Below are 20,310 nucleotides of genomic sequence, written 5' to 3'. Positions count from 1 at the left end.
GTGATGGGCCAGTGCACCTAGCTGGAGTAGGCGCTGTTCTCGTGCACGTAGTCGTGGGTGAGGTCATTCGTCCAGATCGTGGCTTCGGCGTCGCCGGCCTGCAGGTCGATCTCCACCAGGACTTCGCGCGGCTCAAGGTCCACAAGGCCGCGGTCGTCGCCGATGCTGCCGTTGCGGCAGATCTGGATGCCGTTCATGGCCACGTTGAGCTGGTCCGGCTCGAATGCGGCATCGGTGGTGCCCACCGCGGAAAGCACGCGGCCCCAGTTGGGGTCCTTGCCGAAGATCGCGGCCTTGAAGAGGTTGGACCTGGCAACAGAACGGCTCACCGTCTCAGCGTCCGCTTCGCTGGCCGCGTTGAACGTCCGGATGGCGATATCGTGGCTGGCACCCTCGGCGTCGGCGATGAGCTTCCGCGCCAGCTCGGCGCAGACCTGTGTGAGGCCGGCGGTGAAAGCCTCGGCAGAGGGCACGGCCCCGGAGGCGCCGGAGGCCAGCAGGACCACGGTGTCGTTGGTGGACATGCAACCGTCCGAGTCGGCCCGGTCGAAGGTGACGCGGGTGGCGTCGCGGAGGACGACGTCGAGCAGTTCCGGCTCCACCCCCGCGTCCGTGGTGAGTACAACGAGCATGGTGGCGAGGCCGGGTGCAAGCATGCCGGCCCCCTTGGCGATGCCGCCGATGGTGAACTCCTGGCCGTCGGAGTCCGTGCCGATGAACAGCGCGGACTTGGGGACCGAGTCGGTGGTCATGATGGCGGTGCCGGCAGCCGGGCCGCCGTCGGTGCTGAGGGCCGCGGCGGCAGCCTCCACGCCGGGAAGGATCTTGTCCATGGGAAGCTGCTCGCCGATCAGGCCCGTGGAGCAGACAAAGACGTCGGTGGCGGAAATGCCCAGCACTTCTGCCACCTTTTCGGCCGTGCTGTGCGTGTTCTGGAAGCCGGTTGGCCCGGTGCAGGCGTTCGCGCCGCCGGAGTTGAGGACCACGGCGTCCACCCGGCCATCGGAGACCACCTGGCGGGACCAGTGGACGGGCGCTGCGGCCACCCGGTTGCTGGTGAACACGGCGGCAGCGGCCTTCTCGGGCCCGTCGTTGACCACCAGGGCCAGGTCGGGCTTGCCGGAAGCCTTCAGTCCGGCGGTGACGCCGGCGGCCCGGAATCCCTGGGGTGCGGTGATGGTCACGGGGCTACTCCCTGCAGGTTGAGGCCGGCGGTTTCCTGCAGGCCGAGTGCGATGTTCATGGATTGGACGGCGCCGCCGGCCGTTCCCTTGGTGAGGTTGTCGATGACGCAGGTGACGATCACGCGGTTGGTGTGGGCGTCGAAGGCCAGCTGCATCGCGGCATGGTTGGATCCCTGCACGGACTTGGTGGTGGGCCACTGGCCCTCGGAAAGGACGTGCACGAACGGTTCGTCGTCGTACGCGTCGGTCCAGGCCTGCCGCAGCTGCGCTGCCGTGGTACCGGCTTTCACGCGGGCTGTTGCGGTGGTAAGGATGCCGCGGCTCATGGGGGCCAGTGTGGGGGTAAAGGAGACGGTCACCCGCCCACCTGCAGCATTGGACAGGCCCTGCTCGATCTCGGGAGTATGGCGGTGCCCGCCACCCACGCCGTAGGGGCTCATGGAACCCATGACTTCGGAACCGATCAGGTTGACCTTCGCTGCCTTGCCAGCACCCGAGGTGCCGGACGCGGAAACGATGACGACGTCCTCGGGCTCCAAAAGGTGGGCCGCGAACCCGGGGGTCAGGGCCAGCAGGGCCGACGTCGGGTAGCAGCCGGGGACGGCGATGCGGGTGGCGCCCTTAAGCGCCTCGCGCTGGCCCGGAAGCTCCGGGAGTCCGTAGGGCCACGTTCCGGCATGCGCGGAGCCGTAGAACTTTTCCCACGCTGCGGGGTCCTCCAGGCGGTGGTCGGCGCCGGCGTCGATCACCACCGTCCCTTCGGGCAGGCGTGCGGCGATCTCGGCCGAGGCACCGTGCGGCAGGGCCAGGAAGACCACATCATGGCCTGACAGGTTCTCCACGGTGGTGTCTTCGAGGATGCGGCTGGCAAGTCCGTGCAGGTGGGGCTGCAGTTCGCCGAGCCGGGAGCCGGCGTTGCTGTGGGCCGTGATGGCGCCGATGGTGATGTCCGGATGACCGGCCAAGAGGCGGAGGACCTCTCCCCCGGCGTAGCCGCTGGCGCCCGACACTGCAACAGAAATAGTCATGACCCCGACTATACAGCAATAGTTATGCATAGGCGCCGATATTTATGCATGGCTTGTCGGCTGAGGGAGAAGTGTCCCTAGGATGGTTCCGGCAGCCGGGGCCGGAAAAGCCGGGCCCGGGGAAGGAGAGCAATGACGCATGCAATCGTCGCACGGCAGGCAGGCGGCCCGGAAGTCCTTGAGTATGCGGATGTTGAGCGGCCCGTCCCTGGTCCGGGCCAGCTGCTGGTGAAGGTGGCAGCGGTGGGAGTCAATTTCATCGAAACCTACCAGCGGGGCGGCATGTACCAGGTGCCTTTCCCTTTCACGCCCGGATCAGAAGCCGCGGGAACGGTCGAGGAGGTGGGCGAGGGGGTCGAATCCTTCACGGTAGGCAGCCGGGTGGCCACGGCGGAAGGCTCGCGGTGTTATGCCGGATACACCCTGATCGACGAAGCCAAAGCCCTCCCGGTGCCGGACGGGGTGGATGACCTCACCGCCGCGGCACTGCCGCTCCAGGGCATGACTGCCCACTACCTGATCAACTCCTCCTTCAGGGTGGAGCCCGGACACACGGTGCTGACGCACGCGGGCGCCGGCGGCGTGGGCCTGCTGCTGACCCAACTGCTGAAGGAAAGGGGCGCCCGGGTCATCACCACTGTTTCCTCCGACGCCAAGGCAGAACTTGCCCGGGCTGCCGGGGCGGACCATGTGCTCCGGTACGACGGATTTCCCCACCACGTCCGTGAGCTGACCAACGGGCAAGGCGTTGATGTGGTGTACGACGGCGTTGGCCGCAACACCTTCGACGGTTCCCTGTCCTGCCTGCGGACGCGCGGAATGCTGGTCCTGTTCGGGGCCGCTTCAGGAGCGGTTCCCCCGGTGGATCCGCAGCGCCTCAACGCCGGCGGATCGCTGACGCTGACCCGGCCGACCCTGGGCCACTTCCTGCTCAACCAGCAGGAGCGGCGCTGGCGGTCCGGGGAGATCTTCGCCGCCGCAGCCAATGGAAGTTTGAAGGTTCGCATCGGTGCCCGCTACCCATTGTCCCAGGCCGCCCAGGCGCACCGCGACCTGGAAGCGCGGAACACCACCGGCAAAGTGATCCTGATCCCGTAGTGGCTGCCGCCACGGAAAAGATGAACAAAAGGTGAACGCAAGGCCTGCAGGAATGGAATGTTCGGTCATCCGGGACATCTTCTGTTCATCTGGCACGGGCAGAATGCCGGAGTGACTCAGCAGCAGGTCCCCCTTGAGGACGTCCGTCCCTCCCGTGACGTCCCGCCCGGCGGACAGCCCTCAGGGGAAGCCCCAAGGTACGCTCCCCAGCTGCCCGGGTCCCTGGCTGCGCCCCCGGAGCGGACCCTCATCGACATCCTGCGGGACACTGCAGCCCGGCATCCCGACGCTTCAGCCCTGGACGACGGCCACCGCTCGCTCAGCTACTCGCAGTTGATGGGAGAAGTCCGGGCTGCGGCCAGGCGGCTGCACCAGGCAGGCTTGGGTGCCGGCGACAGAATCGGCGTGCGGATTCCGTCCGGCACCAACGAACTCTACGTTTCCATTCTCGCGGTGCTCCTGGTGGGGGCGGCCTACGTTCCCGTCGACGCGGACGATCCCGACGAACGTGCGCGGCTGGTCTTCGGCGAGGCCCGGGTGGCGGGCGTCCTGGAAGCCGGCGGCGTACTCCAGGAATCCACCCTGGGCGGTCCCGCCCGCACAGTTCCTTTTGCCGGTGCCCGCCCGCCTGTCCCTGACGATGACGCCTGGGTCATCTTTACGTCTGGCTCCACCGGCACCCCGAAGGGCGTGGCCGTCAGCCACCGGTCAGCAGCAGCCTTTGTGGATGCCGAAGCGCGGATCTTCCTCCAGGATGAACCGCTGGGACCGCTGGACCGGGTCCTGGCCGGCCTTTCGGTGGCATTCGACGCCTCCTGCGAGGAGATGTGGCTGGCGTGGCGGCACGGGGCCTGCCTGGTTCCCGCCCCGCGGGCGCTGGTGCGGACCGGCATGGACCTGGGCCCTTGGCTTATCAACCACGGAATCACCGCCGTCTCCACAGTCCCCACGCTTGCAGCGCTGTGGCCCGCCGAAGCGCTGGAGAACGTCCGCCTGCTGATCTTCGGCGGCGAAGCGTGTCCGCCTGAGCTGGCCACGCGCCTGGCCGTGGCCGGGCGGGAGGTCTGGAACACGTACGGCCCCACGGAAGCAACCGTGGTGGCGTGCGCGGCGCCCCTGGGCGGGCCGGGCCCCGTGCGGATCGGCCTGCCGCTGGACGGCTGGGACCTGGCCGTTGTTGACGGAAACGGCGTGCCGGTGGCCGAGGGCGAGGTGGGTGAGCTGATCATCGGCGGAGTGGGCCTGGCCCGCTACCTGGACCCGGCCAAGGACGCGGAGAAATATGCACCTATGCCGGGGCTGGGCTGGTCGCGTGCCTACCGGTCAGGAGACCTGGTGCGTTATGAGCAGGCGGGTCTGATTTTCCAGGGCCGTGCGGACGAACAGGTGAAGCTGGGCGGGCGCAGGATTGAGCTTGGTGAAATTGACGCGGCCCTGCAGTCACTCCCGCAGGTGGCCGGAGCTGCCGCGGCAGTCCAGACGACGGCGGCCGGCAACCAGATCCTGGTGGGCTACCTCGCGCCCGTCGCCGGGCACGACCTTGACCTGGCCGCTGCCCGGGACCAGCTCTCGGCCAGCCTGCCCGCCGCGCTGGTCCCCCTGCTCACCCTGGTGGAATCGCTGCCCACGAAGACCAGCGGGAAAGTGAACCGGCATGCCCTGCCCTGGCCCCTTGCCGGGTCCGGCGCAGCCGAGGCCGATGCGGCGTCCCTGAACCTGCCTGACGATGCCGCCTGGATCGTGGAGCAGTGGAGCGCAGTCCTGGGCAGCCCGGTCACGTCCCTTGACGCCGATTTCTTCGCCTATGGGGGAGGATCATTGTCGGCGGCCCAGCTCGTGTCCGCCCTGCGCGTCCGCTACCCCACCGTCACCGTGGCCGACATTTACGCGACGCCCCGGGTGGGTGCCCTGATCGAGGTTGCACGGCAGTCCCGGCCGGAGGGAGACACGGGCCCGGCTCCCGAGCGTGCAGTACGGCCAACGGCCCGCAAGTCGCAGGTCTTCCAAACCCTGATGGGCGTTCCGCTGCACGTCCTGGTGGGCATGCGGTGGCTGACGTACGTCATGGCCATCAACAACGTGCTCGCCGTGCTGGCGGGCTTCTCCGCTGCCCCCACCGTTTCGTGGTGGTGGGTGGGCGCCTCCTGGCTGGTGTTTGTGAGCCCGGCCGGGCGGATGATGATTTCTGTCGGTTCGGCCAGGTACCTGCTGCGCGGCGTCAAGCCCGGAACATACCCGCGCTCCGGGAAGGTCCACCTGCGCCTCTGGCTCGCCGAACAAATCCAGGACCTGGCCGGCGCCATCAGCCTCGCCAGCGCACCCTGGGTCCCCCATTACGCCAGGGCGCTGGGCGCGAAAATCGGCAAGGACGTCCAGCTCCACTCGCTGCCGCCCGTCACCGGGCTGCTGTCGCTGGGCAACGGAGCCAACGTGGAACCGGAGGTTGACCTCTCCGGCTGGTGGATCGACGGCGACAACGTCCACATTGGTGCCATCCGCATCGGATCCGGGGCCACGGTGGGGGCCCGCAGCACCCTGATGCCCGGCGCCTCCGTGGGAGCTGGCGCCCAGGTGGAGGCCGGATCCGCAGTACTGGGCAAGGTCAAGGCAGGCCAGCTGGTAGCCGGCTCCCCCGCCCGGCGGCAGGGCAAGGCAAAACATGCGGTGCCCGATGCCCCGGCCCCGGGCCCCTTCGCGGCGAGGCTGTGGTTTGCCGGCTTCGCCGCGGCCTCGGCAGCCCTGGCGGTGATCCCTTATTTGTCGGCGGCCGCAGCGCTCTGGGTGGCTTTCCTCTTCATCCAGGGCAGCGCCTCGCTTTCGGCTGCCCTGCCCCAGCTGCTGCTGGCCCTTCCACTGGCCTCCCTGGCATGGTTCGTCACCAATGCCCTGCTGATCCTGGCCGTCACGCGGCTGCTCAGCATCGGCCTTACCGAGGGGTATCACCGGGTGCGCAGCCGCGTCGGCTGGCAGGTCTGGGCCACGGAGCGCGTCCTGGACATTGCCCGGGACCTGCTTTTTCCCATCTACGCGAGCCTTTTCACGCCCGTGTGGCTCCGGCTGCTGGGGGCAAAGATCGGCAGGAACGTGGAAGCGTCCACCGTCCTGCTGATTCCCGCAATGACCACCGTGGGCGAAGGTGCGTTCCTGGCCGATGACACCATGGTTGCCTCCTACGAACTGGACAGCGGCTGGCTCCGGGTGGCTCCTGCCAAAATCGGCAAGCGTTCCTTCCTGGGCAATTCCGGAATGACGGCCGCAGGACGCAGCGTGCCCAAGAATTCCCTGGTGGCAGTCCTCTCCGCGACCCCCGCGAAGGCGAAGTCGGGCACCTCCTGGCTGGGCAGCCCACCCGTCCGGCTGCGGCGGACAGCCATCGCCTCCGACGACTCCCGCACGTTCCAGCCACCGCTGAAACTCAAACTGGCCCGGTCCCTCTGGGAACTGGGCAGGTTCGTGCCGGTGGTGCTCACGGTGGGAATCGCCGTCGGCACCATGCTTGCCTTTGACTGGCTGGCCGCAACCTTCAGCTATGGTGGCGCGGCCATCCTCAGCGGCGTCGTGATGCTCCTGGCCGGGGCGGTGGCCGCCGCAGCGTCCGTCATCGCCAAATGGATTTTGGTAGGACGGATCCGTGCCGGCGAGCACCCGCTGTGGAGTTCGTTCATTTGGCGCAATGAAGTGGTGGACACCTTCATCGAACTGGTCAGTGCACCCTGGTTTGCCCGGGCCGCAACCGGCACCCCCGCCCTGGTCTGGTGGCTGCGTTCCCTCGGCGCGAAAATCGGGTCCGGCACGTGGTGCGAGAGCTATTGGCTGCCGGAGGCCGACCTGGTGACGCTGGGCAGGAACGCCACGGTGAACCGTGGATGCGTGGTGCAGACGCACCTTTTCCACGACCGGGTGATGAGCATAGACGCTGTTACGCTCGAAGACGGGGCCACCATGGGACCGCACGGCGTCATCCTCCCGCAGGCAAGTGTTGGCGCGGGCGGAACCGTGGGACCGGCGTCCCTGGTGATGCGCGGCGAAACAGTCCCCGCCGCAACGTACTGGATGGGCAACCCGGTCAGTCCGTGGCGGGGACCCGCAGCACCCCCTGCCTAAAAGCAAGCAAAGGTTATCCATGAGTTCTCCAGTATCAGCCGCCGGCGGCCACGTCCCCGTGTCCAGGGACGCTGCCCCCGACCCTTACCTGCCCGGCTCCGGCACCGATGCCTTCACCGTGGACCGCTACGAACTGGAGCTTGACTACAGGGTCAGCACCAACCGGCTCAGCGGCAGGGCTGTGCTGCACGGCGTGACCCGGATGCCGACGTCGGCCATCGTCCTGGACTTCACCGGCCTGCGGGCCACGAAGGTGCAGCTGGACGGCCGGAAGGCGGCCAGGTTCAGCCAGCGGCCGGAACAACTGGTGGTGTCCGCGCCTTCCCCGCTGCAGCCGGGGCAACAGTTCACGCTTGAGGTCCGTTACGAGGGCAATCCGTCACCGCGCAGGGGCCTGTGGGGCGAGGTGGGCTGGGAGGAGCTGTCCGACGGCGTCCTGGTGGCCGGGCAGCCGAACGGGGCGCCCTCCTGGTTCCCGTGCAACGATCACCCCAGGGACAAGGCCAGCTACCGGCTTACCGTGACCACCGACGCCGGGTACCGCGCCGTATGCAACGGTGTCCTGCAGTCGCGCACCACCCGCTCCAGCCGGGAGACGTGGGTTTATGAGCAGTCCGAGCCGATGCCCACCTACCTGGCGACGGTGCAGATCGGCCGCTATGGCGTCCTGGAACTGGAGACGGGCAGGCATGCTGCCCCGGTGCCGCAGCCCGTTGCCGTACCCGCCGCCTTGGCCGACCGTGCACGGGCCGGGCTGTCACTGCAGCCGGCCATGATGCGGACCTTCATCGACTGTTTCGGACCGTACCCGTTCCCCGGTTACACCGTGGTGGTGACGGAGGATGAGCTGGAAATTCCGCTCGAAGCCCAGGGCATGTCCATCCTGGGCCCCAACCACCTGGACCAGGACTGGGAATCGCAGCGGCTGATCGCCCATGAACTGTCGCACCAGTGGTTCGGCAACTCCCTGACGGCGGCCTCATGGCAGGACATTTGGCTGCACGAGGGCTTTGCCTGCTATGCGGAATGGATCTGGTCGGAGGAAGCCGGGGTCATGCCCGTCGCCGCCCGCGCCGAGGCTGCCTGGCGCGGATTGGCGGCGGACGCCCAGGACCTCCTGGTGGGTGATCCGGGACCGCAGCACATGTTCGATGACCGCGTCTACAAACGGGGAGCGCTGGCCGTGCACGCCGTACGGCTCGCATGCGGCGACCTCGCATTCTTCGCCCTGCTCCAGGAGTGGACCGCCCGGCACCGCCACGGTTCCGTGTCCACCCATGACTTCATCCTCGCAGTGGACCGGGCCACCGCCCTGGACACGGAGGCTTTGCTGCACCCGTGGCTGTATGAAGAGGTCCTGCCGCCCCTGCCGGTGCGCTGACGCCGCCTAGAGGGAAAGCGCGACGGCGGCCGCCAGGCGGGCGGGCAGCCCGGTCCCGGCCGGGTCCAGGTCCCTTATCTCCGGGCGCGCCAGGACGTCCACCGACGATGGTGCAGTGCGCAACCCGTCCCCGGTCATTTTCAGCCAGGCTTCCTTGCGCGCCCACAGCCTCGCCCTCGCCGCAAGCAGGTCCCGGCCGTCGAGGGCCCGCAGGCTGTGCTGCTCGGCGACGCTGAGTGCCAGTGCCGGGAACCCGTCGAAGCCGGTGCGGACGGCATCTTCCACGTCCGCTCCCAGCCGGAGTCCGGGTTCAGGGTCAACCACAGCGGCGAGCAGTGTCCAGCCCGCCGCCCGGGACAGGCTGAGGGCCAGCGGTGCCGGCACGCCGCCCAGCAGGTAACCCGGGCGGCCGTGGCTGACATAGGGTCCGGCGCCGCAGCGGGGGCACGTGTAGGAGGCCGCCAGCTGCGTGGCGGGCACGGCCAGCAGTTCGGCCGCGAACAGCCGCTGGGCGAGCCGCCCCGCCAGGAAGCCGTCCCCGGCTGCCGGCTCCATGGCCCGTGCCCTTGCCAGCTCGGAGGCATCAAGCACCGTTTCAGCGTCACGGCGGACCTGCCCGGCTTCCCCGGACAGCAGAAAGGGCGGGATGGCCCGCACCACAAGCTGCGACACCATGCACCCGCCCTTTCAGGAGCTCTCCGCGGGAACGGCTGCTACCGCTGGACTGCCCCGAACCGTTCGCCGGCCAGTGCTACGGCACTTTCCCGGGCGGCGGAGGCTTCGTCCGCCGTGAGGGTCCGGTCGGCAGCACGGAACCGCAGCCCGAAGGCCAGCGACTTCCTGCCGTCCTCAATGCCCTTGCCTGCGTAGACGTCGAAGAGTGCAACATCCTCCAGCAGTTCACCGGCGCCTTCGCGCAGCGCGGCCAGGACCTCGTCCGCCGGCACATCCGCCGGAACCACCAGGGCAACGTCCTGGGTGGCTACCGGGAATGCCGAGATGTGGCGGGCCACGATCACGTCCGGCGCGGCCTCGAACAGGGCATCGGCGTTGATCTCGAGTGCCACCGAGCGGGCAGGCATGTCCGTCGAAGCCAGCAGCTTGGGGTGGAGCTCACCTGCGTACCCCACCACTTCGCCCGTGCGCAGCGACAACTGCGCCGCACGGCCCGGATGGAATGCCTGGTGGCTGCCCTGGGTGACCACGAGCTCAACACCCAGGACGTCGCCGGCAAGGCGCGCGATGTCCAGCGCGTCGGCCCAGTCCCACGCGCGAGGCGTGTGCTCTGCGGCGGCCGGCGAATCATGGCCGGTCAGGACGGCGGCGAGGTGGAAGGGCTGCGCCGGGACGCCGTCATACAGCGCGTCCAGCTCCTCATCGGCGGGCTTGGCACCAAGCGGCGGGATGGAGGCGGTTCCCAGGTTCTCGCCCGGCAGGAACACCAGCCCGGATTCGAACAGCGCCAGGTCGCGGAAGCCCCGCGAATGGTTGCGCTTGGCCACCTCGATCAGGCCGGGCAGGATGGAGGTCCGCAGGAAGCCCTGCTCCTCGCTGATGGGATTGGCCAGCTTGACCGCGCTGCGGGCAGCACCCTCCTCAGCCACACCGAAGGTGTCATTGGCCGACTTGGAGACGAACGGGTAGGACAGCACCTCGGTGAGGCCTGCATCCGCCAGTGCCTGGATCAGGCGGCGGCGCTGCTGCTGCACGCGAGTCAGGCCCCGGCCGGGAGGGGCCACCGGCAGGGTGGCGGGTATGTTGTCATAGCCCACCAGCCGTGCAATTTCCTCGGAAAGGTCTTCCTTGGTCTCGAGGTCGTTCCGCCAGCTCGGGGCCGTAACGGTATAGCCGCCGTCGTGCTTCACCACTGCCGCGCCCAGGTCCTCGAGGGACGTGACAATCTGTTCTTCCGTGAAGTCGATGCCGATCCTTGCGGCAGCGAAGGCAGCAGGCAGTTCGATGGTGACGGTGTCCGGAGCGGTTCCGACGTCGGTCCCGGTTTCGTCGGCGATGCCGCCGCCCAGTTCCACCAGGAGGTCCACCACACGCTGCGCGGCGATCCCGGCAACCTGCCAGTCCACGCCGCGTTCGAACCGCTTCGAGGCTTCGGAGGGCAGCTTGTGCCGGCGCCGCGACCGGGCGATGGACACCTCGTCGAAGTGCGCGGCCTCCACGAGGATGTTCGACGTCGAGTCGCTCACCTCGGTGGCCGCCCCGCCCATGACGCCGGCGATGCCGATGGCGCCGGAGTCGTCCGTGATGAGCAGGTCCTCGGCGTCAAGGGTGCGTTCCTTGCTGTCCAGGGTGGTGATTTTCTCGCCGGCTGCGGCACGGCGGACCACGATGTCTCCGGACAGCTTGTCCAGGTCGTAGCAGTGCGTGGGCTGGCCGAGCTCGAACATGACGTAGTTGGAGATGTCCACCGGCAGGGAGATGGAACGGACGCCGGCCAGCCGCAGCCGGGAAACCATCCATGGCGGGGTGGGCCGCGTGGCATCCACGCCGCGGACCGTGCGTGCCACAAAGCGGTCGCAGCCCGGCTTGCCGTAGATGGGTGCGTCATCGTTGATCTTGACGCCGTAGCCGCCGGAAAGTTCAGCCGGGGCCTGGACCTTGCCGGCCGGGTCCGTGAACGTTGTTCCGGTGGCGTGCGCGTACTCGCGGGCCACACCACGGATGGAGAAGGCGTAGCCACGGTCCGGGGTGACGTTGATTTCGGCAGCCTGGTCGTAGAGGCCCAGGAGCTCCATGGCATCAGTGCCGATTTCCGGGTCCAGTCCGATGCGGGACAGGACCAGGATGCCGTCGTGGTCCTCGCCGATGCCCAGCTCGCGCACCGAAGCGATCATGCCGGCGGACAGGTGGCCGTACGTCTTGCGGGCGGAGATGTGGAAGTTCCCCGGCAGCACCGCGCCGGGAAGGGTGACCACCACTTTGTCGCCTTCCACGAAGTTGTGGGCGCCGCAGATGATGCCCTGCACGCCGGACGGGTCAATGCCGTCTCCCGTGAGGGTCTGTTCCTTGCCCTCGGGGACAACCCGGACCTGGCACCAGTTGATGGTTTTGCCGTTGGTCTGCGGTTCCTTGACCAGGCTCAGGACCTGGCCCACCACGATGGGTCCCTGCAGGGTGTCCGTGGGACGGTGGACGTCCTCTTCTTCGAAACCGACCTTGACCAGCTCGGCCATCACGTCTTCGGCCGTTGCCCCGGCCGGTACCTCTGCGAATTCACGCAGCCAGGAAAGTGGGATACGCACTGTTAGATCTCCATCCCGAAGTGCTCGCTGAAACGTACATCGCCTTCGATCATGTCGCGCATGTCGCCCACCTCGTTGCGGAACATGAGGGTGCGTTCGATGCCCATGCCGAAGGCAAAACCTGAATAGACGTCCGGGTCGATGCCGGCAGCCCGGAGGACGTTGGGGTTGACCATGCCGCAGCCGCCCCACTCGATCCAGCGCGGACCGCCCTTCGCACCCGGGTGCCAGATGTCCAGCTCGGCGGACGGCTCGGTGAACGGAAAGTAGTTGGGGCGCAGCCGGATGGAGGCTTCATCGCCGAACATCTGCCGGGCGAAGTGCTCCAGGGTGCCGCGCAGGTCCGCCATGCTGAGGTTCCTGTCGATGGCCAGGCCTTCGAACTGGTGGAACACCGGGGTGTGGGTGGCGTCCAGCTCGTCGGTGCGGAACACCTTGCCGGGGCACAGCACATAGATGGGCACGTCGCGTTCCAGCATGGAGCGGACCTGCACCGGTGAGGTGTGCGTACGCATGAGCAGGTGGGCCTCCGGGGGCTCCACGAAGAAGGTGTCCTGCATCTCGCGGGCCGGGTGGTCCGGCTTGAAGTTCAGGGCGTCGAAGTTGAACCATTCCGATTCCACCTCGGGGCCTTCGGCGATTTCCCAGCCCATGCCCACGAAGATGTCCGCCACGCGGTCCTGGAGCGTGGAGAGCGGGTGCCGGGCACCGGCACGACGGCGGCGCGGAGCCGCCGTGACGTCCACGGTCTCCTCCAGGAGGATGCGTGCGTCGTTCTCGGCCTCGAGGACTTCGGTGCGGTCGGCGAGCGCTTTGTTGACCCGCCCGCGGGATGCACCCATGAGTTTTCCGGCGAGCGCCTTCTGGTCTTTGGGCAGCTTGCCGATTTCACGGTTGGCGAGGCTCAGCGGGGACTTCTCCCCCGTGTGCGCCAGCCTCACCGCCTTCAGCTCGTCAAGGGTGGCCGCACCGGCAATGGCGGTGATGGCCTGGTCTACAGCGGCGTTGATGGCGGCTTCATCCGTGGGGTTCGGAATGGCGGCGCCCGGCAAAGTTTCAGTCATCTACTGTTCTTAGCTACGAGTCGTGGCTGCCGGCGAGCGGAGCAGCCCTGCGCGGTCTCCCGGCGGCGCGTCCGTCACTGGCAGGTCATGGATGAATGCCCTCAAATTCAGTTCATTCAATGACCAGGTCAGGGCACACCGGCAAAACCGGCGGCCACTGCCCTCCAGTCTAATTGAACCCTCCGGCTACCATGGCCTCATGACACTGCGGCAGCGCCCGGGATCCCTGCCACCCCTGACCGCTGCCCAGCGGTTGAGGCAGGCTGCGAACCTCATCAATGGCAGTACGGTGCTGGGTGTGGCCGTAGCAGTTACCGCCCGCACCCGCCTCAGCAGGGGTCCGCGCGGCCTCATCCTCGCCGCGGGCTATCGGTGGCGGCTGCCCTTTGCACGGGCGTTCACGCTGGGAAACGTGGTCCTCTGCAGGGGCCCGGCGCACGATCTGCTGTCACTGCCCGCCCTGCTGGGCCATGAGGAAAGGCACTGCACCCAGTACGCCTGGTGCCTGGGGGTTCCGTTCATCCCGCTGTATCTCGCCGCCGCCGGGTGGTCCGTCCTGCGGACCGGGAATCCCGGGACGGCCAATATCTTTGAGCGGCACGCCGGACTGGCTGCGGGAGGCTACCCCTCCGGGGAATCCCTCGCGTCCCGGGGTTGGTCATGACCATGGGCCGGATGAACGGGAACCAAGAGAGCGGGGACGGGGAAAACCTGGAGCGGCAAGGGGGCGCCGGCACTGTCACGGTGACGGGCACCGGGTGGGCGGAAGCCGCCCCGGACCTGATGCTCGTTTCCATCGGCGTGGAGTGCCGTGCCGTTTCAGTTGAGGCCTCTTATTCCGGCGCGGGGGAAGCACTGGCTGCGGTTATTGCCGTCTTCCGCAGTGCCGGCGTTGCCTCCGCGGACACCCGGACAACCGGGCTTACGGTGCGCGCCGATCTCGTCTGGCGCGAGGGCGAAGGCCAGCAGGTTGCGGGTTACGTTGCCGGCAGCACTTTAAGCATCCGGCTTCGGGATCTGGCGTCCGCGTCCGGCACCATATCGGAAGCCGTCCGCGCAGGCGGCAACGACGCCCGGCTCAACGGCCTGCAGTTGACCCTTTCCGACGACTCAGCGGTCAGGGAACAGGCACGCGCGGCCGCCTGGCAGGATGCGCTCCGGGCTGCCGCGCAGTTCGCTGCCTTGGCTTCGGCCACGTTGGGACCTGTGGTTTCCGTAACTGAACACAATCCGGCACAGGGCCCGGTGCCGCTGGCCGGGATCCTGCGGGCCAGCGCCGTGGAAAGCCTGGCTATTGAACCCGGGGAAAGCCGGGTGGAAACAGCGGTGACTGTGGTCTGGGAACTGCAGCCTGACGATCCGCCAAGCCAGGTATGGCCTTGACTTTTATTCGAACATGTTTTCGAATAGGTGGCATGAGATGGGACGCACAAGCATTGGTGCCGGCACCTGCGGAGGAAACCAGCGGACCCGCTCCGGCGCTCCTCCCGCTCGCCGGGCTGGTCCGATCGGTGACCACTCCCGAGTTTGCCGGCATCACTTTCCATGAGGTCACCGCGAAATCGGTGCTCAATAAAGTACCGGCGGGGTCCCGCATGCCGTTCGAGTGGACGGTCAACCCGTACCGCGGCTGCAGCCACGCCTGCGTCTACTGCTTCGCACGCAAGAGCCACACCTACCTGGACTTCGACGCCGGCCTGGACTTCGACAGCCAGGTGGTGGTCAAGGTCAATGCCGCAGAAGTACTCCGCAAGGAACTTGCCAAACCATCCTGGGGCCGCCATCAGGTGGCACTCGGCACCAACACGGATCCATACCAGCGTGCGGAGGGCCGGTACCGGCTCATGCCGGGGATCATCTCCGCCCTTGCGGATTCCGGTACACCCCTGTCCATCCTGACCAAGGGAACACTGCTGGCGCGGGACATCCCGCTGCTGAAAAGCGCTGCCACCCAGGTTCCAGTGGGCCTGGGAATCTCGCTGGCCATGACCAATGAAGCCCTGTCCGAGGCTATTGAACCGGGCACGCCGGGTCCCCGGGCACGGCTGAAGCTGGTTTCCCGGCTTCGCGAGGCCGGCCTTCCCTGCGGTGTGATGGCCATGCCCATCCTCCCGTGGCTCTCGGACAGCGACGAAGCGCTGGATGCGCTCTTCGCTTCCCTGGCTGCCGCCGGGGCTACGGGGGTCACCGCAGGTGCGTTGTACTTGAAGCCCGGCACCCGGGAATGGTTCATGAAGTGGATTGCGGCCAACCATCCCGAGCTGGCAGGCCGCTACCGTCGCCTGTACGAATCGGGCTCCTACGCGTCCAAGGAGTACCGCACCTGGCTTGCCGGGAAAGTCCGCTATTTCAAGGCAAGGCACGGCTTCTCTCAATCGTCGGGATTCAGCCACCGGGACCTGGACGATCCACGCGTTGAGGAAGCTGAATACCCCGCAGGCATCATTCCGGAAGCTGCGGCCGGCAGCCTTCTCCAAAGGTCAGGCCAAGCCCGGGGACAGGCAGGGCAGGCAAACCAGGAGGCTTTGTTCTAGCTGCCGTTCCAGCCGGATGTCTTGCCGGCAGGAACGGCCAGGGTTGCCAGCAGCGCCCGGACAATCGGGAAGTCCGCAGGAATCCATGGCAAGGCCAGGACCGTGTCCGGATCCGCCAGCGGCACCCAGCGCAGTTCATCGTGGTCTTCCAGGGGCGCGGGCTCCCCATGCGTGACTTCCGCGAACCAGACCCGCATGGCAGCGCGGTCATTCAGCGGCCATCCCAACGCGTCCTCCCCCGGAAGTTCGGAACCCAGCCGGACAGCGACGCCCAGTTCCTCGGACAGCTCCCGTATCAGGGCCGCTTCCGGGTCCTCGCCCGGCTCCACCTTGCCGCCCGGAAACTCCCAGAGGCCAGCGAGCTTCTCCGGTGCGCTGCGCCGGGCCACCAGCAACATGGCCGGTTCCGCCAAACGGTCCACCACGGCTCCGCCCACCACCTGTATCAGTCCAGTCACCGCATCATTCTATGGGGGACAATGGGAGCAGCCGGGCACCTCAGCCAGGCACCGGGAATACTCCTCACCGGTCAGGGGTTTCCGAACAGGGGTCCAGGTCCCTCCGCCCCATCGCCGTGGCAACACTCCTTCCAGCAGAATTTCTCCTCGAAAAGCAGGCATATGAGCAGCGCCCTCCAAACGTCCACGGCAGCCCCCACCACCTCCCGCAACCTGGCGATGGCCATTATTGCCCTTGCCATGGGCGGCGTGGGCATCGGTGTCACCGAGTTCACCATGATGGGCCTGCTCAAAGAGGTGGAGCAGGGTTTGGGGATCAGTACGCCGGAGGCGGGACACCTCATATCCGCCTACGCCCTGGGGGTGGTGGTTGGAGCTCCCCTGCTTGCCGCGGTGGGTGCCAGGCTCCCCCGCAAACACCTTGCGCTCGGCCTCATGGTGTTTTTCACCGTGGCCAACCTGGCGTCGTTCATCGCCCCCGACTACGGGTCGATGCTGGTTTCACGCTTTGCCGCCGGCCTGCCGCACGGCGCCTTCTTCGGCGTGGCGGCCGTCATTGCCGCTTCGCTGGTTCCGCCCTCCAAGCGCGGCTGGGCCATCTCCATGGTGATGGCGGGGCTGAGCATCTCCAACGTCATCGGTGTGCCATTCGCCACCTGGCTGGGTCAGACCTATGGCTGGCGGCTGCTCTTTGTCCTGGTGGGCTTCATCGGCCTGCTGACTTTGGTATTGGTGTGGCGGTTCGTCCCCTTTCAGCCTGCCCATCCGGACGCGAGCATCGTCAGGGAACTGGGCGCGCTGAAGCGGCTGCAGGTGTGGCTGGCCATCCTGATCGGCGTTGTGGGCTTCGGCGGTTTCTTCGCCACCTACACCTACATCGCCCACACCATGACGCTGGTGGCCGGGGTCCCGTCGTCGCTGATTCCCGTCGTGGTGGCCCTTTACGGCCTGGGCATGGTGGCCGGAAACATTGTGGGCGGACGGATCGCCGACAAGTCGGTCATGGGAACCCTGTACAAGGTGCTCCCGGCCATTGCGGTGGCGCTGGTGGTCTACGCCGTGGCAGTCCAGTGGCCGTGGTCAGCCTTCGTGATGGTCTTTGTGGTGGGCGCTTCCGGCTCAATGTTGATTCCTGCTCTGCAGACCAGGCTGCTGGACGCCTCACCGGATGCCCCTTCGCTGGCGTCGTCCCTGAACCACGCGGCGCTGAACGTGGCGAACGCCCTGGGTGCCTTCCTCGGCGGGCTCGTCATCGCGCTGGGCTGGGGCTACGTTGCCCCGGCGCTGGTAGGTGCCGTCCTTGCCATCCTCGGCTTCGGGGTCGCCGTCGTCAGCGGAGTCCTGGAACGCAGGAAGCCGCTGGCCGCGTAATCCAGCGCCCTCGCCGTTACCAAACGGAGGCTCCCCCCGGCGGTCCGCCGTACTTTCTTGCCGCCCGCCGGGAACCGGTTCCCGGTGTGGCTTCCGCTTGCGTGAGCGGCAGGCCGTAAGCCTGCTGACATTAAGGTGCCGTTATGTTAGCTTGAGGCTCATCGGGACTCTTAAATCCCGGTAACCATAAGGAGGAGACATGGGTTTTCTTGCGTGGATTATTCTCGGCCTCATTGTAGGGGCCATCGTTAAAGCGGTCATGCCCGGGCGGGTCGGCGGCGGTTGGGTCACCAGCCTTGTTTTGGGTGTGGTGGGCGCCATCGTTGGCGGCTGGATCGGCAGCCTCCTGTTCAACAGGGGCGATCTTGCCTTCTTTGACCTCGGCACCTGGATTCTCGCTATCGTCGGCGGCCTGGTCGTTGCCGGCATCTACGGAGCCATCACCGGACGCGGAAAAGCCACCCGCGCACCCTGATGCTTTCCGTTATTTGACATTTCATGGCACCAAGGCCCCGGAGAATCCGGGGCCTTTATTCATGCCACCGGACGCCCGGCGGAAGCTCAGGCGGTCACGTCAGCGGGCAAGTGCTGGGAACGCGCACTCGCGTAAAGGCAAACGGTGGCAGCAGTGCCAAGATTAAGGCTTTCCGCGGCCCCGTACACCGGGACGGCGACCCGATGGTCGGCCAGCGCAAGCTCATCCGCGGAGAGCCCCTGCGCCTCGTTGCCGAACAGCCATGCTGTGGGAGCGGCCAGGTCATAGATGGACTCCGGCCCGGCTCCGGTTAGGCGGCGGCGGGCGTTTTCGTCCTGCAGCGCGTCCAGGTTCAGCGGGCCATAGCCGTCTGCAGCCAGGACACCGATCCCCCGGGCTTTGCAGGCGGCCACGAGTTCAGCAGGGTCCGCGCCCAGCACCACGGGCAGGTGGAACAGGGACCCCGCTGTCGACCGCACGGCCTTGGGGTTGTAAATGTCCACGCTGGAAGAGGTCAGGACCACGGCATCAGCCCCTGCGGAGTCCGCGGCGCGCAGAACGGTGCCGGCGTTTCCTGGGTCGCGCACCTGGCAAAGCACCGCGATCAGGCGGGGCCCGGCGTCGAGCACTTCCTCCAGCGCCACATCGACGAAGCCGCACACGGCGATGATGCCCTGCGGGTTGACGGTGTCCGCCATAGCCGCGAGGACCTCGTCCGTGGCCAGCCGGGCGTTGGTTCCTTCTGCAAGTTCCTCGAACTCCGGAAACCGGTCAAGGCAGGCCTCGCTGGCGAAAACTTCCGTGACGATACCGGGGGCTCCCGCGGCGAGGCGCTCGTGGTGAAGCTTCAAGGCCTCCCGCACGGCCTGGGGCCCCTCCGCGAGGAACTGTCCACGCTTTAAACGGGCCGGGCGCCCTGCAAGTTTTGCCACATCCCGGACCCGATCAGCTCGGGGGTTGGAGAGTGGAAAATCTTGCGGGCGCCCGGTTTCGTTCATATAAGAACTGTAGTGGCTGCTGCCACCCGTTCCTGAACTGTCCCCTCACGGGGAGCAGCGTTGCTAGGCAACAACCTTCTTGGCGGAGGTGTCGGCCGGCAGCGAGTCCTTGGCGACCTGGACCAGTGCGGCGAAGGCGTTGGCGTCGGAGACAGCCAGCTCGGCCAGCATGCGGCGGTCGACCTCAACCTCAGCGGCCTTCAGGCCCTGGATGAGGCGGTTGTAGGTCAGGCCGTTGGCGCGGGAAGCCGCGTTGATGCGCTGGATCCACAGGCGGCGGAAGTCGCCCTTCTTCTTCTTGCGGTCGCCGTAGCTGTACACAAACGAGTGCAGCAGCTGCTCTTTGGCCTTGCGGTACAGGCGTGAACGCTGTCCACGGTAGCCCTTTGCGCGTTCAAGGATAACCCGGCGCTTCTTGTGGGCGTTGACCGCCCTCTTCACACGTGCCACGTGCGTACTCCTTCGAAAATCTGATCCCAAGCATCTACTGCCGGTTTCCCGGCGGCCTGAGAAGGCTGTTTGGCAGGTGACTGACAACCAGGTGGCTGTCAGTCAAAGAACTTGGAAATTAGATGCCGAGCATCTTCCGGATGACCTTGGCGTCGCCCTTGAAGACGATCTTGTCGCCGGCGAGGCGACGGGTCAGCCGGGAGGACTTGTGCTCCAGGTAGTGGCGGCGGTTGGCCTGCTGGCGGCGCAGCTTGCCGCTGCCGGTCAGCTTGAAGCGCTTCTTAGCACCGCTGTGGGTCTTCATCTTCGGCATGGGAACCGATCTCCTTACGTATCCGCAGGCTATGCCTGCAGCTTCATCGCGCAGCCGCCCCTGCGGGCGGCATGCTGGTTGCTGACTGTCGGAAGGCGGAACCTCCGGCAGCTGTGAACTAAGTGGTCTTCTTACCGGCCGGCTTCGGCACTGCCTTGGGGGCAGGACGGGCGGCGGGCTTCGGCGCGGCGGGCCTGGCCACCGGCTTCGGCGGAGCAGGTACTGCTGCAGGCTTGGGCGCCGCAGCTGCCGGGGCAGCTTCTGGCTTTTCCGCCGCAGGCTTGGGAGCCGGGGCGGGAGCCTTGGGGGCTTCCTGCTTCGGGGCTTCCTGCTTGGGAGCTTCCTGCTTGGGAGCCGGCGCGGCAGCCTTGGGAGCTTCCTGCTTGGGAGCTTCCGCAGCCTTCGCGGGGGCTTCGGCTGCGGCAGGCTCGACGGCGGGTGCCGGCGTCTGCACGGGGGCCTCCGCCGGTGCTTCGGGTTCCGTGGAGACGGTGAAACCCTCAGGCAGCAGGTCCGCCAGGGACTGCGTCAGGGGGGCCTGGTCGTCACCGGAAACATCGATGCGTCCGGATGCCTTGGCTTCGTTCTGCGCCTT

General features: G+C 67.3%; 17 protein-coding genes and 1 pseudogene. 8 read left to right on the top strand and 10 right to left on the bottom strand.

The features are described from left to right. Positions 1 to 17: 17 nt before the first annotated feature. Positions 18 to 1,184, bottom strand: coding sequence for a bifunctional glutamate N-acetyltransferase/amino-acid acetyltransferase ArgJ (gene argJ, locus P2Q66_RS00950; protein WP_079595452.1), 1,167 nt, complete (start codon positions 1,182 to 1,184; stop codon positions 18 to 20). Next, a complete protein-coding gene (argC, locus tag P2Q66_RS00945; protein ID WP_275724863.1) occupies positions 1,181 to 2,212 on the bottom strand; it encodes an N-acetyl-gamma-glutamyl-phosphate reductase in 1,032 nt (343 codons plus the stop codon). Before argC ends, argJ begins: the two co-directional genes overlap by 4 nt. A gap of 132 nt (positions 2,213 to 2,344) precedes the next feature. Between argC and P2Q66_RS00940 the strand changes: the two genes are divergently transcribed. The 3 genes from P2Q66_RS00940 to P2Q66_RS00930 are packed head-to-tail and all read left to right on the top strand — an operon-like array spanning position 2,345 to position 8,795. Continuing rightward, complete coding sequence (locus P2Q66_RS00940; protein ID WP_115525002.1) at positions 2,345 to 3,310, top strand: quinone oxidoreductase; 966 nt, start codon at positions 2,345 to 2,347, stop codon at positions 3,308 to 3,310. 57 nt (positions 3,311 to 3,367) lie between these two features. Then, complete coding sequence (locus P2Q66_RS00935) at positions 3,368 to 7,414, top strand: Pls/PosA family non-ribosomal peptide synthetase (protein WP_275724861.1); 4,047 nt, start codon at positions 3,368 to 3,370, stop codon at positions 7,412 to 7,414. A 19-nt stretch (positions 7,415 to 7,433) separates the two neighbouring features. After that, positions 7,434 to 8,795, top strand: a complete 1,362-nt coding sequence (locus P2Q66_RS00930) for a M1 family metallopeptidase (RefSeq protein ID WP_275724860.1) — start codon at positions 7,434 to 7,436, stop codon at positions 8,793 to 8,795. 6 nt (positions 8,796 to 8,801) lie between these two features. Here the strand turns inward: P2Q66_RS00930 and P2Q66_RS00925 are convergent, their stop codons facing one another. From P2Q66_RS00925 to pheS, 3 genes are read right to left on the bottom strand one after another with little or no spacing between them, the layout of a single operon-like run. Continuing rightward, a complete protein-coding gene (locus P2Q66_RS00925) occupies positions 8,802 to 9,470 on the bottom strand; it encodes a 4'-phosphopantetheinyl transferase superfamily protein (RefSeq protein WP_275724859.1) in 669 nt (222 codons plus the stop codon). A 38-nt stretch (positions 9,471 to 9,508) separates the two neighbouring features. After that, positions 9,509 to 12,052, bottom strand: a complete 2,544-nt coding sequence (gene pheT / locus P2Q66_RS00920; protein ID WP_275724858.1) for a phenylalanine--tRNA ligase subunit beta — start codon at positions 12,050 to 12,052, stop codon at positions 9,509 to 9,511. Between the two features lie 2 nt (positions 12,053 to 12,054). After that, the gene (pheS, locus tag P2Q66_RS00915) at positions 12,055 to 13,116 is read right to left on the bottom strand and encodes a phenylalanine--tRNA ligase subunit alpha (protein ID WP_275724857.1); all 1,062 of its coding nucleotides are present in this window, start codon (positions 13,114 to 13,116) and stop codon (positions 12,055 to 12,057) included. 199 nt (positions 13,117 to 13,315) lie between these two features. On the opposite strand from pheS, the gene P2Q66_RS00910 reads away from it, so the two are divergent. Genes P2Q66_RS00910 through P2Q66_RS00900 form a run of 3 tightly spaced genes read left to right on the top strand, consistent with a single transcriptional unit; the run spans position 13,316 to position 15,650 of the window. Next, the gene (locus tag P2Q66_RS00910) at positions 13,316 to 13,780 is read left to right on the top strand and encodes a hypothetical protein (RefSeq protein WP_275724856.1); all 465 of its coding nucleotides are present in this window, start codon (positions 13,316 to 13,318) and stop codon (positions 13,778 to 13,780) included. A gap of 11 nt (positions 13,781 to 13,791) precedes the next feature. After that, the gene (locus P2Q66_RS00905; RefSeq protein ID WP_275724855.1) at positions 13,792 to 14,499 is read left to right on the top strand and encodes an SIMPL domain-containing protein; all 708 of its coding nucleotides are present in this window, start codon (positions 13,792 to 13,794) and stop codon (positions 14,497 to 14,499) included. Positions 14,500 to 14,531: 32 nt separating this feature from the next. Next, positions 14,532 to 15,650: an Rv2578c family radical SAM protein gene (locus tag P2Q66_RS00900; RefSeq protein ID WP_275724854.1), complete on the top strand. Its 1,119-nt coding sequence runs from the start codon at positions 14,532 to 14,534 to the stop codon at positions 15,648 to 15,650. Here the strand turns inward: P2Q66_RS00900 and P2Q66_RS00895 are convergent. Further along, positions 15,647 to 16,108: a (deoxy)nucleoside triphosphate pyrophosphohydrolase gene (locus P2Q66_RS00895; protein ID WP_275724853.1), complete on the bottom strand. Its 462-nt coding sequence runs from the start codon at positions 16,106 to 16,108 to the stop codon at positions 15,647 to 15,649. The two genes, P2Q66_RS00900 and P2Q66_RS00895, sit on opposite strands and share 4 nt — an antisense overlap. A 162-nt stretch (positions 16,109 to 16,270) precedes the next feature. Between P2Q66_RS00895 and P2Q66_RS00890 the strand changes: the two genes are divergently transcribed. After that, the gene (locus P2Q66_RS00890; protein WP_275724852.1) at positions 16,271 to 17,479 is read left to right on the top strand and encodes an MFS transporter; all 1,209 of its coding nucleotides are present in this window, start codon (positions 16,271 to 16,273) and stop codon (positions 17,477 to 17,479) included. 199 nt (positions 17,480 to 17,678) lie between these two features. Further along, a complete protein-coding gene (locus P2Q66_RS00885) occupies positions 17,679 to 17,954 on the top strand; it encodes a GlsB/YeaQ/YmgE family stress response membrane protein (protein ID WP_009358633.1) in 276 nt (91 codons plus the stop codon). A gap of 86 nt (positions 17,955 to 18,040) precedes the next feature. Here the strand turns inward: P2Q66_RS00885 and P2Q66_RS00880 are convergent, their stop codons facing one another. From P2Q66_RS00880 to P2Q66_RS00865, 4 genes and pseudogenes are all read right to left on the bottom strand, one after another. Continuing rightward, a complete protein-coding gene (locus P2Q66_RS00880; RefSeq protein ID WP_079595463.1) occupies positions 18,041 to 18,952 on the bottom strand; it encodes an RNA methyltransferase in 912 nt (303 codons plus the stop codon). Positions 18,953 to 19,015: 63 nt separating this feature from the next. After that, a complete protein-coding gene (gene rplT, locus P2Q66_RS00875; protein ID WP_050055645.1) occupies positions 19,016 to 19,402 on the bottom strand; it encodes a 50S ribosomal protein L20 in 387 nt (128 codons plus the stop codon). A gap of 118 nt (positions 19,403 to 19,520) precedes the next feature. Further along, positions 19,521 to 19,715 carry a 50S ribosomal protein L35 gene (rpmI, locus tag P2Q66_RS00870; protein WP_009358635.1) on the bottom strand — a complete coding sequence of 65 codons (195 nt, stop codon included), beginning with the start codon at positions 19,713 to 19,715 and terminating at the stop codon, positions 19,521 to 19,523. A gap of 118 nt (positions 19,716 to 19,833) precedes the next feature. After that, a pseudogene (locus P2Q66_RS00865) lies at positions 19,834 to 20,310 on the bottom strand (translation initiation factor IF-3); the annotation flags it as partial.

Origin of the sequence: Arthrobacter sp. Cr_A7, from assembly GCF_029222765.1 — a bacterium.
In the GTDB taxonomy this organism is placed as follows: domain Bacteria; phylum Actinomycetota; class Actinomycetes; order Actinomycetales; family Micrococcaceae; genus Arthrobacter.
This window is presented reverse-complemented; position numbering and strand designations above follow the sequence as displayed.

What these genes read in the sequence shown, in the direction of transcription:
- argC (WP_275724863.1), bottom strand. Translation starts at nt 2,212, where the DNA reads ATGACTATTTCTGTTGCAGTGTCGGGCGCCAGCGGCTACGCCGGGGGA.
- P2Q66_RS00940 (WP_115525002.1), top strand. Translation starts at nt 2,345, where the DNA reads ATGACGCATGCAATCGTCGCACGGCAGGCAGGCGGCCCGGAAGTCCTT.
- P2Q66_RS00935 (WP_275724861.1), top strand. Translation starts at nt 3,368, where the DNA reads ATGTTCGGTCATCCGGGACATCTTCTGTTCATCTGGCACGGGCAGAAT.
- P2Q66_RS00930 (WP_275724860.1), top strand. Translation starts at nt 7,434, where the DNA reads ATGAGTTCTCCAGTATCAGCCGCCGGCGGCCACGTCCCCGTGTCCAGG.
- P2Q66_RS00925 (WP_275724859.1), bottom strand. Translation starts at nt 9,470, where the DNA reads ATGGTGTCGCAGCTTGTGGTGCGGGCCATCCCGCCCTTTCTGCTGTCC.
- pheS (WP_275724857.1), bottom strand. Translation starts at nt 13,116, where the DNA reads ATGACTGAAACTTTGCCGGGCGCCGCCATTCCGAACCCCACGGATGAA.
- P2Q66_RS00910 (WP_275724856.1), top strand. Translation starts at nt 13,316, where the DNA reads ATGACACTGCGGCAGCGCCCGGGATCCCTGCCACCCCTGACCGCTGCC.
- P2Q66_RS00905 (WP_275724855.1), top strand. Translation starts at nt 13,792, where the DNA reads ATGAACGGGAACCAAGAGAGCGGGGACGGGGAAAACCTGGAGCGGCAA.
- P2Q66_RS00900 (WP_275724854.1), top strand. Translation starts at nt 14,532, where the DNA reads ATGAGATGGGACGCACAAGCATTGGTGCCGGCACCTGCGGAGGAAACC.
- P2Q66_RS00890 (WP_275724852.1), top strand. Translation starts at nt 16,271, where the DNA reads ATGAGCAGCGCCCTCCAAACGTCCACGGCAGCCCCCACCACCTCCCGC.
- P2Q66_RS00885 (WP_009358633.1), top strand. Translation starts at nt 17,679, where the DNA reads ATGGGTTTTCTTGCGTGGATTATTCTCGGCCTCATTGTAGGGGCCATC.
- P2Q66_RS00880 (WP_079595463.1), bottom strand. Translation starts at nt 18,952, where the DNA reads ATGAACGAAACCGGGCGCCCGCAAGATTTTCCACTCTCCAACCCCCGA.
- rpmI (WP_009358635.1), bottom strand. Translation starts at nt 19,715, where the DNA reads ATGCCGAAGATGAAGACCCACAGCGGTGCTAAGAAGCGCTTCAAGCTG.